This is a genomic window from Pseudomonas sp. stari2, from assembly GCF_040760005.1.
Classification (GTDB): Bacteria; Pseudomonadota; Gammaproteobacteria; order Pseudomonadales; family Pseudomonadaceae; genus Aquipseudomonas.
Map to the genome: position 1 here is coordinate 2,869,160 of NZ_CP099760.1, position 14,512 is coordinate 2,883,671.

At 62.3% G+C, this 14,512-nt stretch carries 14 protein-coding genes; 7 read left to right on the forward strand and 7 right to left on the reverse strand.

The window, feature by feature from the left end:
• Nucleotides 1-40: 40 nt before the first annotated feature.
• Together NH234_RS12995 and NH234_RS13000 are read right to left on the reverse strand one after the other, a co-directional pair.
• On the reverse strand, nt 41-412 hold the full coding sequence (locus tag NH234_RS12995) for a response regulator (protein WP_085733930.1): 372 nt from the start codon (nt 410-412) through the stop codon (nt 41-43).
• The gene (locus NH234_RS13000) at nt 412-1,998 is read right to left on the reverse strand and encodes a PAS domain-containing protein (protein WP_367256849.1); all 1,587 of its coding nucleotides are present in this window, start codon (nt 1,996-1,998) and stop codon (nt 412-414) included. Before NH234_RS13000 ends, NH234_RS12995 begins: the two co-directional genes overlap by 1 nt.
• 343 nt (nt 1,999-2,341) lie before the next feature.
• Here NH234_RS13000 and NH234_RS13005 point away from each other — a divergent pair, with 343 nt between their 5' ends.
• On the forward strand, nt 2,342-3,307 hold the full coding sequence (locus NH234_RS13005) for a quinone oxidoreductase (RefSeq protein WP_367256851.1): 966 nt from the start codon (nt 2,342-2,344) through the stop codon (nt 3,305-3,307).
• Here the strand turns inward: NH234_RS13005 and NH234_RS13010 are convergent.
• Nucleotides 3,294-4,523, reverse strand: coding sequence for an MFS transporter (locus tag NH234_RS13010; RefSeq protein ID WP_367256852.1), 1,230 nt, complete (start codon nt 4,521-4,523; stop codon nt 3,294-3,296). The genes NH234_RS13005 and NH234_RS13010 overlap by 14 nt on opposite strands.
• Before the next feature lie 216 nt (nt 4,524-4,739).
• On the opposite strand from NH234_RS13010, the gene NH234_RS13015 reads away from it, so the two are divergent.
• From NH234_RS13015 to NH234_RS13030, 4 genes are all read left to right on the forward strand, one after another.
• Nucleotides 4,740-6,086 (forward strand): epoxide hydrolase family protein, encoded by a 1,347-nt coding sequence (locus NH234_RS13015; protein ID WP_367256854.1) that lies wholly within the window; start codon nt 4,740-4,742, stop codon nt 6,084-6,086.
• A gap of 85 nt (nt 6,087-6,171) precedes the next feature.
• Complete coding sequence (locus NH234_RS13020) at nt 6,172-7,215, forward strand: alpha/beta fold hydrolase (protein WP_367256856.1); 1,044 nt, start codon at nt 6,172-6,174, stop codon at nt 7,213-7,215.
• A gap of 24 nt (nt 7,216-7,239) precedes the next feature.
• A complete protein-coding gene (locus NH234_RS13025; protein WP_260523188.1) occupies nt 7,240-7,749 on the forward strand; it encodes a cytochrome P460 family protein in 510 nt (169 codons plus the stop codon).
• Nucleotides 7,750-7,773: 24 nt separating this feature from the next.
• The gene (locus NH234_RS13030; RefSeq protein ID WP_367256858.1) at nt 7,774-8,550 is read left to right on the forward strand and encodes an alpha/beta fold hydrolase; all 777 of its coding nucleotides are present in this window, start codon (nt 7,774-7,776) and stop codon (nt 8,548-8,550) included.
• A gap of 46 nt (nt 8,551-8,596) precedes the next feature.
• Here the strand turns inward: NH234_RS13030 and NH234_RS13035 are convergent, their stop codons facing one another.
• The gene (locus tag NH234_RS13035; RefSeq protein ID WP_367256860.1) at nt 8,597-9,811 is read right to left on the reverse strand and encodes a CynX/NimT family MFS transporter; all 1,215 of its coding nucleotides are present in this window, start codon (nt 9,809-9,811) and stop codon (nt 8,597-8,599) included.
• Nucleotides 9,812-9,945: 134 nt separating this feature from the next.
• Here NH234_RS13035 and NH234_RS13040 point away from each other — a divergent pair, with 134 nt between their 5' ends.
• On the forward strand, nt 9,946-10,761 hold the full coding sequence (locus NH234_RS13040; protein WP_085733938.1) for a helix-turn-helix transcriptional regulator: 816 nt from the start codon (nt 9,946-9,948) through the stop codon (nt 10,759-10,761).
• Between the two features lie 134 nt (nt 10,762-10,895).
• Entirely contained in the window at nt 10,896-11,645 is a 750-nt protein-coding gene (locus tag NH234_RS13045; protein ID WP_367256861.1) for a creatininase family protein, read from the forward strand.
• Between the two features lie 62 nt (nt 11,646-11,707).
• Here the strand turns inward: NH234_RS13045 and NH234_RS13050 are convergent, their stop codons facing one another.
• The 3 genes from NH234_RS13050 to NH234_RS13060 all read right to left on the reverse strand — a co-directional run bounded on the left by NH234_RS13050 (nt 11,708) and on the right by NH234_RS13060 (nt 14,146).
• Nucleotides 11,708-13,141, reverse strand: a complete 1,434-nt coding sequence (locus NH234_RS13050) for a catalase (protein ID WP_367256863.1) — start codon at nt 13,139-13,141, stop codon at nt 11,708-11,710.
• 141 nt (nt 13,142-13,282) lie between these two features.
• Entirely contained in the window at nt 13,283-13,699 is a 417-nt protein-coding gene (locus tag NH234_RS13055; RefSeq protein ID WP_367256864.1) for an organic hydroperoxide resistance protein, read from the reverse strand.
• Nucleotides 13,700-13,720: 21 nt separating this feature from the next.
• Complete coding sequence (locus NH234_RS13060) at nt 13,721-14,146, reverse strand: hypothetical protein (protein WP_085733942.1); 426 nt, start codon at nt 14,144-14,146, stop codon at nt 13,721-13,723.
• Between the last annotated feature and the right edge of the window lie 366 nt (nt 14,147-14,512).

Consider the following 14,512-nt stretch of genomic DNA (forward strand, 5'->3'; position numbering starts at 1 on the left):
GAGTTCAACATGTCGATTCCTTTTCTTTACCGCTTCGCGTTCAGTCGAGGGGCAGGGCAGCGCTCAGTGCCTTGATCAGTTGCGCTTCACTGAAAGGCTTGAACAGGCACTCCACCGCGCCGGTATTCAACAGCTTTGCCTGTTGGCTGGCGTCGGCGTGAGCGGTGATGAAAATCACCGGAATGCGATAGCCGCGCCGCAGCAGTTCCTTATGCAGATCCGGCCCGGACATGCCCGGCATGGCCACATCGAGAATCAGGCAATCGGTCAGGCCGAGATAAGGCGACGCCAGAAACGCCTGCGCCGAGGCGAACGCCTGGACAGCGAATCCGAACTCCCTGATCAGGTCAGGCAGCGATTCACGAACCGACTCGTCATCATCGACAACCGATACGAGCAAGTACTTACCCATCAGTGATTCTCCATGACGCGATCACAGGCCTCGCGGTTGTCGGCATTCGGGATTGAAAAGGCAAACGTCGCACCCGGGCCGTCGTGGGCAGAGGCCCGGAGTTGCCCGTCGTGGTGTTCGATGATGGAGCGACTGATCGACAGACCGACCCCCATGCCCGAGCTTTTGGTGGTGTAGAAGGCATTGAAAATCCGTTCCATGTCCTGTGGATCGACCCCGGTGCCGCTGTCCTTCACCGCCAGATAAACGCTCCGGTCTTGCTCCTGGCCGGTGCTGACGATCAAGTCTCTGGAGCGACCGGTGATGCTGCTCATGGCTTCGACGGCGTTCATGATCAGGTTGAGTATCACCTGTTGAAGCTGGACCCGGTCGCCCCTGACCGGCGGCAGGGCCTCGGCGAATCGAGGATGAAGCACCACGCCGTTGCGTTGCAGCTCGCCCAGCAGCATGGCGATGACTTCCCGTGCGGCGTCATTGAGGTCGACGTTTTCAATCGTGATGCTTTTTTTCGAGAACAACGCTCGCAAGCGGTTGATCACATCGGCCGCCCGATTGCCGTCGCGAATGGTGCGGCGTGCGGTTTCCAGGGCTCCGTCGACATTCGGCGGATCGGCTCCGAGCATGCGCAGGCAGGTGCTGGCGTTGGTGATGATGCCGGCCAGCGGCTGATTGACCTCATGGGCAATGGACGCGGTGACTGCCCCCAGGCTGGCGACTCTGGCCAGATGCGTCAGTTCGGAACGGGCCTTGGCCAGAAAGGCTTCCGCCTGCTTGCGGTCTTCGATGTCGGTGTTTTCGCCATACCAGCGCACGATCCGGCCCGCCTCATCGCGCTGGGGCACGGCGCGAATCAGAAACCAGCGATAAATGCCGTCGAAGCGCTTCAGGCGAGCCTCGTACTCACCGGCATTGCCCGAGTGCAGAAGCGCCTGCCAGTAACCGCCCAGTCCGGGAGCGTCGTCGGGATGGATCGATGCCACCCAGCCATCGCCGCACGCCTCTTCAAGCGACATGCCGGTGTAATCGCACCACCGCCGGTTGACGAATCCGACGCTGCCTTCGGGCGAAGCGCTCCAGACGAATCCGGGAACGGCATCGATGATGCCGCGCAGGCGCTCCTCCGAGCTGCTGACCTCCGCTAGGGCTTTGGCGATCAAGACCTTGTCCCGTCGGCGCTCATCGATATCGACCTGCAACACGCACCAGCGAGTGATGGTGCCTTCGCTGTTCCTGACCGGCAGGCCGCGCACATGAAACCAGCGATAGACGCCGTCGGCGCGCCGAATCCGATGCTCGATATCGTAGGGTGTGCCGGTGCCGACCGAGTGCATCCACGCCGCGCTGACCGATGGCAGATCGTCCGGGTGCAAGGTGTCGCTGGCCTGCCAGTTTTTCAGTTCATCGAGCGGGATGCCGATGTAGTCCAGGATTTGCCGGTTGACCTGCTCCAGCTCGCCGGACGGTGTCATGAAGGCGACCATGGCCGGAATGCTGTCGATGATCGAGTCGGCCTCGGACATTGGCAGGCCCCCGTCATTGACGTGGCCTGGACCGTCTTCGATGACGCGCTCCCGCTCGTTCGCCATGTCGATTCTCATTGTGCAGTCACCGTTGAACAAAGATGCGCCTTCTGATGGCACTCGCCCATCATACTTTGGTGTCGCTTGCCGCGAATATCGGCCGCCGTCACGCATTGCGATGCGCATCACAGACCGCCCGGGGCTTTTGTAAGCCACTGTATCTACGGCCCCTCAAGCCACACAAACATGCAAATGAGCCTGTTCGCGAAACTGCGCGGATACACCACCCGGCCACCCTTGGCGCTGGTTTCAACGTCTTCCGACGATTGAATGAAGACAACGTGACGTCCGCGCTCCTGCCACCCGAACGGCAGCAGGACAGGTCGTCCCTGTGGCAGGGCAGAACACAATGAAAGCAGTCGTGATCCAGGCCTTTGGCGGGCCCGAAGTCTTGACGGTGCAAGACATTCAACTGGCTGAACCGGGACCCGGACAAGTCCTGGTCAAGGTCATGGCGGCGGGTATCAATTTCATGGACACCGGTGTCCGTCGCGGCCTCGGCGCTGCCTGGGAGCTGCCGCTGACGCCGGGTGCGGAAGGCGCCGGTATCGTCCTGGCCACCGGCCCGCAGGTGACGGAGTTCGGTGTCGGTGACCGCGTAGCCTGGCATTACGTGCCGGGCAGCTACGCCGAACAGGTGATCGCCCCGGTCAGTCAGTTGGTGCCGTTGCCCGACGAGATCGACTTCAGCACCGCCGCCAGCCTGATGATGCAGGGTCTGACCGCCAGCAATCTGGTGGACAAGGTGCATGCGATCCAGCCGGGCGATGTGGCATTCGTGCACGCGGCGGCGGGGGGCGTGGGGCTGATGCTGACTCAGTTGATCAAACTGCGGGGCGGCAAGGTCATTGGCCGGGTGTCCCAGGCCGACAAGGTGGAGGCGGTGCTCGCGGCCGGGGCTGACTACGTAGTGATCGGGCGCGCGCACAACATTGCCGGACAGGTCATGCGCCTGACGGAGGGGCAACGAGTGAATGTGGTGTACGACGGGACGGGCGCGGAGGGCTTCGCCGAATCGTTGAGCCTGCTGGACCATTTCGGCACCCTGGCCTTGTACGGGCCGTTCATGGACCCGATCCCGCCGATCGATATCTTCAGTGTGCCGCGCAGTATCAAGCTGACGTATCCCTCGGTCATGCACTACGTGCGCAACCGCGAGATCCTGCTGGAAAAGTCCCGGCAACTGTTCGCGTGGGTCAGCACCGGCAAACTGAAAACCTTCATCGGCCAGCGTTATTCACTGGACGGCGCGCAGCAGGCCCATCGCGATATCGAGTCGCGCAATACGACGGGCAAGCTGATCATTGTTCCTTAGTGCCACGCCAGATCAGCAGCGCTGCCAACAGCTGGCTGCCGGCGAAGAACGTGAACAGCTCTTGCGCGGTCCATCGGGCATCCAGCAGAAAACCGGCGACTATCGGCGAAATGATCGCCCCCAGGCGCCCCATCGCCAGCACCACGCCGACGCCGGTCGTACGGACTGACATGCAGAACGCCTGAGGGGCCAGGACATACAGGGCGGCGACCGCACCGTTGAGCATCAGGCCAAGCGTGACGGCCACGAGCGCGGCCAGACCGGGCACGTGCGAGGCCGGCACCATCAGTGGCAGCAGGGCGGCGTTGAGCAGCAGGAAACCCGACGACAATCGCCGGCAGCCATACCGATTGGCCGCCAGTCCCAGTAACAGGGCGCCGAGCATGCCCCCCGACGCCAGCAGAACGCCGATCCGGGCGCCTTGCCGATCGGTAAAACCGTTGTGCACCAGAAGACTCGGGGTCCAGCTCATCACGAAGTAATAGCAGAACATCAACAGAAAGAGTGCCAGCGCCAGCGACGTGGTCTGTTGCCATTGACCGGACGAAAACGGTCGGCGGGCATTGTCTGGCGACGCTGGCGTGACAGGCCCACGGCGTTCAAGTGCCAGAAATGACGGCGACTCTCGCAGCCAGAAGACGCCCGCCAACGCTGCCGCCAGCGTGATACAGCCTCCCGCGAGAAAGACATATCGCCAGCCCATGAAATCATTCAATACGTGAGCCAGCACGCCGCCCAGGCTGGCGCCCATGGCGAAGGCGAGAGATTGCAACGCGATGGCCAGATTGCGCCGCTGCGCGCTGGCGTGCTCGAACGTCAGCACGTTCGCCCCTACCAGCACCGCCCCCGTGCCGATGCCGGTCAACAACCGCAAAAGCATCAATACGTGATGATCCTGGCTCCAGAACGACAGCAACATGCTCAGTCCGCCGAGCAGCAGGCCGGCGAGCAATAACGGCCTGCGCCCGAAGCGGTCGGCCCTGGGCGCGGCCAGCAGCGAACCGAGCGCCATCCCGACCAGGCTGGCGCTCAACAACAGGCCCGTTTGCGCGCCGTTCAACGTCCACTCCGCTGAAACCCGGCTGGCGGTGAAGGCCATGGCCATCACGTCCAGACCGTCGATCACGTTGAACAGCATGCACAGCCCGATCACCCACCACTGCGAAGTGGTCGATGACGTGCCGCACGGGCGTTCGAGCGCTGTTTCCCCACGCATCCGCAATCCTTGTTCTGCCAGGTCATTCGAATGGGCCGGCTCGCCGAGCCGTATCCCCGCCGCATTTTGCCCGTTAACCGCTGCTGAATTCGAGCGCGATTTTGCGCGTCATACCAAGGTATCGACCGACACCATCGTGTAATCGCTGCGAGGGTGGCGGGGTGGTCTGATCCGATTGGCGATGCCTTTCGAATAATGACTACAAGGAGATCCAACATGGTTGCGGTTACGTGCGGTTCCACATGGCGCCATTGCCTGGCGTCAGCCATCAGAAGAGGGGCCCTGGGCCTTGCCGTGCTGGCAGGCAGCAGCGGCGCCTGGGCCACCGGCCCGACAACCGATCAGTCGCAAGCCATTCGCCCGTACCACGTTCATGTAGATGAGGCGAAATTGACTGATCTGCGCAAACGCATTGCCGACACCCGTTGGCCCGACAAGGAAACGGTCAACGACGTGTCCCAGGGTGTGCAACTGGCGCAGGTCGAGGCCCTGGTGAAGTACTGGGGCAGCGGTTATGACTGGCGCAAGGCAGAGGCGAAACTCAACGCCTTGCCGGAGTTCGTGACCACGATCGATGGCGTCGACATTCAGTTCATCCACGTGCGCTCACGCAACCCCAACGCGATGCCGCTGATCCTCACCCATGGCTGGCCGGGTTCGCAATTCGAGTTCCTCAAGACCATCGGCCCGCTGACCGATCCCGTGGCCTATGGCGGCAAAGTAGAGGACTCGTTCGATGTGGTGATTCCGTCGATTCCCGGTCACGGTTTTTCCGACAAGCCGACCGAACTCGGCTGGGGCCCGGACCGGGTGGCGAAGGCCTGGGATGTGTTGATGAAGCGTCTGGGTTACACCCACTACGTGTCTCAGGGGGGCGACCACGGTTCGGTGATCTCTGATGCGCTGGGTCGTCTGGCACCGCCCGGTTTGCTGGGCATTCACTTGAACATGCCCGCCACCGTGCCACCGGAACTGGTCAAGCCGATCAATGGCGGAGACCCGGCTCCGGCAGGGCTGAGCGGCCCGGAACTGACGGCGTTCAACTCGCTCAGCAAGTTCTTCGGGCGCAACGCGGCCTATGGCGCAATGATGGTGACCCGGCCACAGACCATCGGTTATCTGCTGGCGGATTCGCCTGCCGGCACGGCGGCGTGGATGTATGAAAAATTCGCCGCCTGGACCGACAGCGACGGTCAGCCCGAGAAGGTGCTGAGCCGCGATGAAATGCTTGATGACATCAGCCTGTACTGGCTGACCGACAGCGGCGCCTCGTCCTCTCGTTTCTACTGGGAGAACAACAACAATAACTTCAGTGCCGCCGCGCAGAAGACCGCGGACATCAAGGTGCCGGTGGCGATCACCGTGTTCCCTCACGAAATCTATCGTGCCCCCAAGGTCTGGTCGCAGCGTGCCTATCCATCGCTGGCCTACTTCAGCGAAGTCGGCAAGGGCGGTCACTTCGCGGCATGGGAGCAACCGCAATTGTTCAGCGAAGAACTGCGCGAGGCCTTCCGGCCACTGCGCGCGGCTGTGCAGAAAACCACGGCTCAGGCCGCGCGCTAGCCCTTCAATCGGCAATTCCTTCAACGCTAAGCCCTTCAACCAAAGCCCGGAACCGCCGCCCGGCGGTTCTCGAGGGAGACTCGGCATGACTGACCATAACGCTGTAACTCAATCCCGGCGCGTGCTCGCCGTTTCGATGCTGGCGATTGCGCTGGGCATCGCCTCGGCATACGCCAGCGCCGCCGAAGTACCCGGCGGCAAGATCGACGCGATCACCGCCGGCAGCAACGTTTCATTCGGCGCGCTGAAACACGTCAAGGCCGGACTGCTGGACGTGTCGTACGCGGAAGCCGGCCCCGCCGACGGGCCGGTGGTGATCCTGCTGCACGGCTGGCCCTACGACATTCACAGCTACACCGACGTGGCCCCGGCACTGGCGCAGAGAGGCTATCGGGTACTGATTCCCTATGCGCGCGGTTATGGCGATACGCGCTTCCTGTCTGCCAAAACCGTGCGCAACGGCCAGCCCTCGGCGCTGGCGAAGGATCTGATCGATTTCATGGACGCCTTGAACATCAAGCAGGCCGTGATCGGCGGGTATGACTGGGGTGCTCGCACCGCCGATATCGTCGCCGCGCTCTGGCCGGAACGGGTGAAAGCGCTGGTGGCGGTGAGCGGTTACCTGATCGGCAGCCAGGATGCCGGCAAGACGCCGTTGCCCCCGGCGGCGGAGTTGCAGTGGTGGTATCAGTTCTACTTTGCGACCGAGCGCGGTCGTCTGGGTTACGAGAAAAACACCCATGACTTCGCGAAACTGATCTGGCAATTGGCGTCGCCGAAATGGAACTTCGACGATGCGACCTACGACCGCAGCGCCGCCGCGTTGCAGAACCCGGATCACGTCGCCGTGTCGATCTTCAACTACCGCTGGCGTCTGGGGCTGATCAAAGGGGAAGCGCAATACGATCCGCTGGAGAAAAAACTGGCGGCGTTCCCGTCCATCAGCGTGCCGACCATCACCCTGGAAGGCGACGCCAATGGCGCACCGCATCCACCGGCCGAGGCCTACGCCAAACGCTTCACCGGCAAGTACGAATACCGGCTGATCAGCGGCGGCATCGGCCACAACTTGCCGCAAGAGGCGCCGCAGGCGTTCGCTCAGGCGGTGATCGATGCCGATCATCTCTGATTGCCGGCCTGAGGGGATCCGACGATGAAACTCAACCATTGGGCCGTGTTGCCGGCGGCCATTGCACTTGCCGCGCTGGCCGCCACCGGTGTCGCGTTGGGCGAGGCCGACGATGGCGACGCCTCGCCGATCTACGGCGTGAAGCTGCCGAAAAACTATCGCCAGTGGGCGCTGATTGCCCCGGCCCAGGAAGCCGCGCCGCTGGATGAACTGCGCGCGGTGCTGGGCAATGACCGGGCGATCAAGGCTTACCAAAGCAAGACGCTGCCGTTTCCCGACGGCACGGTGCTGGTCAAGCTGGCGTGGAAACACGTGCAGTCGCCGGAGTTCGAACCCGCCTCGATTCCGGGGGCGGCCACCACCGTTCAGGTGATGGTCAAGGACTCGCGACGATACGCCTCGACCGGTGGCTGGGGGTTCGGCCGTTTCATCAACGGCAAACCCGCCGATGAAGCCCAGCACCAGACCTGTTTCGCCTGCCATCAGGCGCGAGTGCAGAACCACGATTTTGTCTTCACCCGATACGCCCCCTGATCCCGTCACACAAGGAGTTGTCACATGAAAAGAACATTGACTGCATTGACCCTCGCTGCCGGCCTGTGCCTGGGCATGAGTGCCTTCGCCCAATCCACCAAACCGACCGTGGTACTCGTGCACGGCGCCTTTGCCGACGCGTCGAGCTGGAACGGCGTGGCGAAGATTCTCGAGAAGGATGGCTACACGGTAATCGCCGCCGCCAATCCGCTGCGCGGCGTCAAGAGCGATGGCGCGGCGGTTTCCGCCTTACTGAGCAGCATCCAGTCGCTGGTGGTGCTGGTCGGGCACTCCTATGGCGGCAACGTCATCAGTGAGGCTGCCAACGATCATGCCAATGTCAAAGCGCTGGTGTATGTCAGTGCCTTTGCCCCCGAGGCCGGCGAAACCGTTGCCGGACTCGCCGGCAAGTTTCCCGGCAGCACCCTCGGCCCGACACTGGCGGCGCCCGTCGCGCTGGCCGATGGCGGCAAGGACTTGTACATCCAGCAGAGCAAGTTTCACGATCAGTTCGCCGCCGATGTCCCGGCTGCACAAGCGGCCCTGATGGCCGCGACCCAACGCCCGGTCACCGAAGCGGCGCTGAACGAACAGGCCGGCACGCCTGCCTGGAAGCACATTCCGTCGTGGTACATCTATGGTGACAAAGACAAGAACATCCCGCCCCAGGCGATGGCGTTCATGGCCCAGCGTGCGGATGCCAAGGCAGTCGAGGTGGTGAAGGGCGGCTCTCATGTGGTGATGGTGTCGAACCCGGCACCGGTGGCCCGATTGATTGAGAAAGCCGCTGCGGCCAACTGAAACCCTGCGCCGTGCCGAGGCGCGTCGCAGGTCTGTCACTTCCCGCTCAGGCAGCGGACACCTGTGGCGATGCTGCCGGTGCCAGTCTGAGCAAGGGGGTGATGCCGAGCATCAACAGCAGAACCGCGAACAGCAAGGTGTACGCCGGGCCAAAGTGTCCGGTGTATTCGCGCAGGGCACCGAACAGCAACGGCCCGAGCGCGGCGATCAGGTAACCGATGAACAGCATGAACACCGTCCACAATCCGGCCTGCTCGCTGGTGCTGGCGTGATCCAGCGGCAAGGTCATGGCCACGGTGAAACCCATGCCCAGCCCGATGGCTGCGAGCACCACATACAGCATCGGCCAGTACGCCGGCAGGAACGCCATGCCGCCCAGCCCCAACAGGGCCAGCAACGCCGACAGCCCGAGCAGGCCGCGCCGGTCGTGGGCCTTGCCTGGAATCAGCCCCGCACCCACGCTGGCAACGGCGAATACCGCCGTAAAAATCCCCAGCAGGATGCCCGGAGACACACTCGACGTGGCCGCTTCCACCGACGCTGGCGCCATCCAGGCGAAGAGGGCGTAGACCACGAATTGACCGGCACCGAAATTCAACGCGATCAACCACGCCTGCGGATTGCCCCACGGCAGGCGCTTGCGCTGGTGCGACGGCGATTTCACCACTGGCGCCGGGGTCGCAAAACGCCGCGCCATCCACACCCAACTGGCGATGGCGGTGACACACAGCACGCTCCAGATACCGGCGCCGACCCGCCAGTCTTTTGCCAGCTCGGCAATCGGCGCGCTGCACACTGCCGCGAGGGTCGCGCCCAAGCTCAGTCCGCCGGCATAGATGCCCATGAACAGTGCCGGCCGTTGCGCAAAGTGAGTCTTGATCCACGCACCGGTCATTGCACCGGCAACCGCAATGCCGACACTGGCAAAGAACGTACTGCCGAGCAGGAAAAATGCATTCGGCGAGAGCGCCCGCAGCAAGGTCGAGGCCCCCAACAGCGTCAGTGCGACAACCACACTGCGATCGATCCCGAAGCGCCTGGCCAGGCTCGGAACCACCAGCGCGAACACGCCCATGCAGATGTCGGGGATCGAGGTCAGCAGCGCGGCCTGGGTGTAGCTCAACTGAAAGTGCTGCTGGATCAACAGCAGTATCGGCCCCACCGAAATGATCGGCGGCCGCAGGGCGATGGACAGGATCAGCAGGCCGATCACCGCCGTAATGGCCTGCTGGCTGCTGGAGAGATTGCGGGTGATTGCCATGGGAAAAGCCTCATTGATGAACAATGAGCGCAAGGCTAACAATGGGCCGGCCATGGCAAATGCCAGGATTTGTCGTCAAAGTGACAATCGTGGCCTTACGACGATCAAGGGCTGTTTTCAGGAGACTCCACGCGATGAAACAAGAGGTGCGCAAGGTCGTCGCCAGGCTTGAGCCCGCGCCGCGCAGCGAACGTTATCCCGACTATCAGGATGTGCCACGGGTGATGACCGTGCTGGTGCGCGATCAGGCCACCGGCGAATACAACGAACCGCACGTGCATCGGCACGGGCAGTTGCTGTATGCCTCGAACGGCGTGATGCGGGTGGCCACCGAACGCGGGTTGTGGATCCTGCCGCCGAAGCGGGCGCTGTGGATTCCGCCCGGAATGATCCACGATCAGTTGATGCTGAGCGCAGTCAAGATGCGCTCGATCTACATCGAGCCGCAGGTCTGCGCCGGGCTGGGCCATCACTGCAAAGTGCTGGAGATCCCCGGACTGCTGCGCGAGTTGATTCTGGCCTTGGCCGACCAGCCGATCGAATACCCGCAGGAAGGGCGCAACGCGCACATCGTGGCGTTGATACTCAGTGAACTGCAGGCGGCGCGGACGTTGCCGATCGAAGTGCCGTGGCCGGTCGACAGGCGACTGGTCACGGTGTGTGAGGCGATTCTGCAGGACCCCGGACAAGACCATTCGATCGGCTATTGGGCAGACCGGGTTGGCGCCAGCTCCCGTACGCTGATACGCCTGTTCGTCAATGAAACCGGCCTGAATTTCCGCCACTGGCTGCAACAGGTGCGGCTGGCGACCGCCATCGACCGGCTCGACAAAGGGCAGTCCGTCGGCGTTATTGCCCGGGACCTGGGCTATGCCAGCCAGAGTGCCTTCAGTGCGATGTTCAGACGGGTGATGGGTGAATCGCCCCGTGAGTTTCTCGTTCGCGATTAGAGCGTTCTGCCGATTCCGATACCTTTGTATTCTGTCGTCGAAGGGAGGCGGGTGTTATCAATGACGCTGCTGTTGCAGGTGCATTGAACGCCAACCCTCGTTCCGCGAGGAACCTTCGAAGAGTGAGAATCCTGATGCTTTTATACCTATCGACCTGGTCCGAAATCGCCCAATTCCTCGAACGCAGCCGCACCATCGTCATCCCGATTGGCTCCAACGAGCAGCACGGGCCGACCGGCCTGCTGGGCACCGACTGGATGTGCCCGGAGATCATCGCCCATGAAGCGCAGAAAAGTGCAGACATCCTGATCGCCCCGACTTTCAATATCGGCATGGCGCAACATCACCTCGGTTTCCCCGGCACCATTTCGCTCAGGCCTTCGACCTTCATCGCCGCCATCGTGGACTGGACCCGTTCGCTGGCCGCCCACGGCTTTGAAAAGATCTTTTTCCTCAATGGCCACGGCGGCAACATCGCCTCGATCGAAGCGGCGTTTTCGGAGCTGTACGCCGAGGCGAGTTTTGCCCGGCGCAAGGCCGGGTTCGCCCTGAAACTCTGCAACTGGTGGGATCTGGAAGGGGTGAACGAGCTGGCGCGTGACCAGTTCCCGACCGGCCACGGCATTCATGCAACGCCTTCGGAAATCGCCGTGACCCAGTGGGCCTATCCCGATTCCATCAAGTCGGCCGTTTATTCGCCGCAGATCGCCAACTGGGGCCCGATCCGCGAAGCCGCGGACTTCCGTGCCCGTCACCCCGATGGCCGCATGGGCTCGGACCCGGCCCAGGCTTCACCGGAAAAGGGCCGGCAATTGGTGGAAATGGCGGCTCGCGGTCTGGTGCAGGAGGTGCAGGCCTTCAGCCGCGAATCATTGCCTGACTGACCCGTACAAGCAACAACGCCCGGTTAATCCGGGCGTTGTTGTTTCGGCTCCGTCATTGCAGATCAGCCCAGTGCCTCAATGGCGTGCGCAATCCCTGCGCCATACGCCGGATCTGCCCGGGTGCAGTGGTCGATGTGTCGTTGTTTCGACGCTGCGCTGGCACCATGAATCGAGCGCGCGGTGTTATCGAACAGGGCCTGTTTCTGGGCCATGGTCATGGCCCGGAACAGCGCGCCGGGTTGCGAAAAACAGTCGTCGTCCTCCCGGTGATCCCAGTGCCCCGCGCTGCCTTTGAGGGCCAGCGGTGGCTCGCTGAAATCCGGTTGTTCGACCCATTGGCCATGGCTGTTGGGTTCGTAGCCGGGGGTGCTGCCTGCATTCGAATCAGTGCGCATCTGGCCGTCCCGGTGATAGCTGTTGACCGGGCAGCGTGGGGCGTTCACCGGGATCTGATGATGATTGACGCCCACGCGATAGCGCTGTGCATCGCCGTAGGAGAACAGGCGGGCCTGGAGCATCTTGTCCGGTGAGAAACCGATGCCGGGCACGACGTTGGCCGGGTTGAAGGCTGCCTGTTCGACGTCGGCGAAGTAGTTGTCGGGGTTGCGGTTGAGTTCGAGTACACCGACTTCGATCAACGGGTAATCCTTGTGGGGCCAGACCTTGGTCAGGTCGAAGGGATTGATCGGGTACGTCTCGGCGTCCAGCTCCGGCATCACTTGCACGTAGAGCTTCCATTGCGGGAAGCGGCCTTCCTCGATGCTGGTGTACAGATCGCGCTGGGCACTTTCGCGATGATCGCCGATCAGTGTCGCGGCTTGCTGATCGGTCAGGTTCTCGATGCCTTGCTCGGTCTTCCAGGTGAATTTCACCCAGAATCGCTCGTTCGTCGGGCTGATGAAACTGAACGTATGGCTGCCGAAGCCGTGCATGTGGCGGTAGGTGCGCGGCAACCCGCGATCACTCATGACAATCGTCACCTGATGCAGCGCCTCGGGCAGCAGCGTCCAGAAATCCCAGTTGTTGCGGGCGCTGCGTAGGTTGGTGCGCGGATCGCGTTTGACCGCATGGTTGAGGTCGGGGAATTTCAGTGGATCGCGCAGAAAGAACACCGGCGTGTTGTTGCCCACCAGATCCCAGTTGCCTTGCTCGGTATAGAACTTGATGGCAAACCCGCGAATGTCACGTTCGGCATCGGCGGCACCACGCTCGCCGGCCACGGTGGAAAACCGGACGAAGATATCGGTGGTTTTGCCCACGCTGGAAAACAGTCTGGCCTTGGTATAGCGGCTGATGTCACGGGTGACGGTGAAGGTGCCGAATGCTCCCGAACCCTTGGCGTGCATGCGCCGTTCGGGAATGACCTCACGATCGAAATGCGCCAGCTTTTCCAGCAGCCATACGTCTTGCAACAGCACCGGGCCTCGCGGGCCGGCGGTCTGCGAGTTGTTGTTATCCACCACTGGTGCGCCGGCGGCGGTCGTCAGCTTTTTCATGCGCTACTCCTGGCTTTTGTCGGTTTGCCGCCATCACATCAAAAGCCTTGGGAGCCCTCTATTGCACCATGGTGTCGCTGCATGGCGGCAGGCGTGTTTGGCGTGTCGGCGTTTGGCCGTTCGGGAGCGGCAGATGGGGGATCAGGCGAGGGTGATGCTGACGTTGATGTTGCTGCGCGTGGCCTTGGAGTAGGGGCAATTCTGGTGCGCCGCTTCGATCAGCTGGAGCGCCACTTCCGGCTCGATCTCCGGCAACGACACGGCCAGGCGGGCCTGCAGGAAGAACCCGTGTTCTGCGTGTACGAGATCGACTTGAGCCTCCACCCCGGCGTTCGCCGGGAAGCCGATCCTGCGTGCGTTGCAGGCATGGCGCAGGGAACCGAGAAAACAAGCCGACCAGCACACCGCGAACAACTGCTCGGGATTGGTTCCCGTCCCCGGTGCGCCCGGTGGAGATAGCCTGAGATCAAGTCGACTATCGTGACTGCGTGCGGTCCCCTCACGGCCTCCTGTGGTGCAGGTCTGTGCGGTGTAGAGCGTTTTTTCGATGTTGATCATGGGCATTCTCTGGTGAAGATTTCACTGCGTCGAAAGATCGATGCAGGCTGAGCGTGGGGTGTCGTGACGTTCTGCGGCAGACGCACCCGCTAGCGGCGTGGGGTGGTCCGGCGCTGTGATGCCCCGATGGCCCAGGTTGTCGAGCAACGTGGATCGTGCAATCTCGATGAGCCATGCCCGAAACGGAAAGCCGGGGTCATGCCGGGCCTGCTCGAGATACAGGGTCTTGAAGGCTTGCTGGACGAGGCGGCCGGTGTCCTCGCGACTGATCCTTCCGGCCTGTACCTGGCCTTCGAAATAGGCGATGAGCAACGGTGTCACCGTCGCGAACAGTTGCTGGGATTCAGCCCTGTCATGCCTGACGGCGCCCGTGACCAAGGCATACAGTTCGTCGTTGCCGAGTCGGTCAGCCTCGCACAGGCAATGTTGGCGATAACCTTCAGCCATGATCGGATCCCTCGCAAAACCATCGTTCGACCGACCGCGACAACCCATGATGTCTGCAGGTTGCCTGACGTTCAGCGGTGAGCGTCAATCCTGCCCCCAGGACCTGATCGACTGCCAGTTATGCGTTGTTAGCGCTTGTTAGCGATGTGTGAATGATGTGATTGAAGTGACGACTGCCTGGCTGTCAGGCCGGGGTCTTGGCGTGGTTTTCCGGCAGTGGATGCCTGAAGGACGGGCAGGTTTGCGCGGGCGCATTTATGACAACCCGGTCGCTTGGCCATCATTCCGATGGCGTAGGAAACAACCGATATTTATTTCGCACTTTTCCTACATTTTGTTTGCCTCTCCAGCAAAAAACGTGGTTAT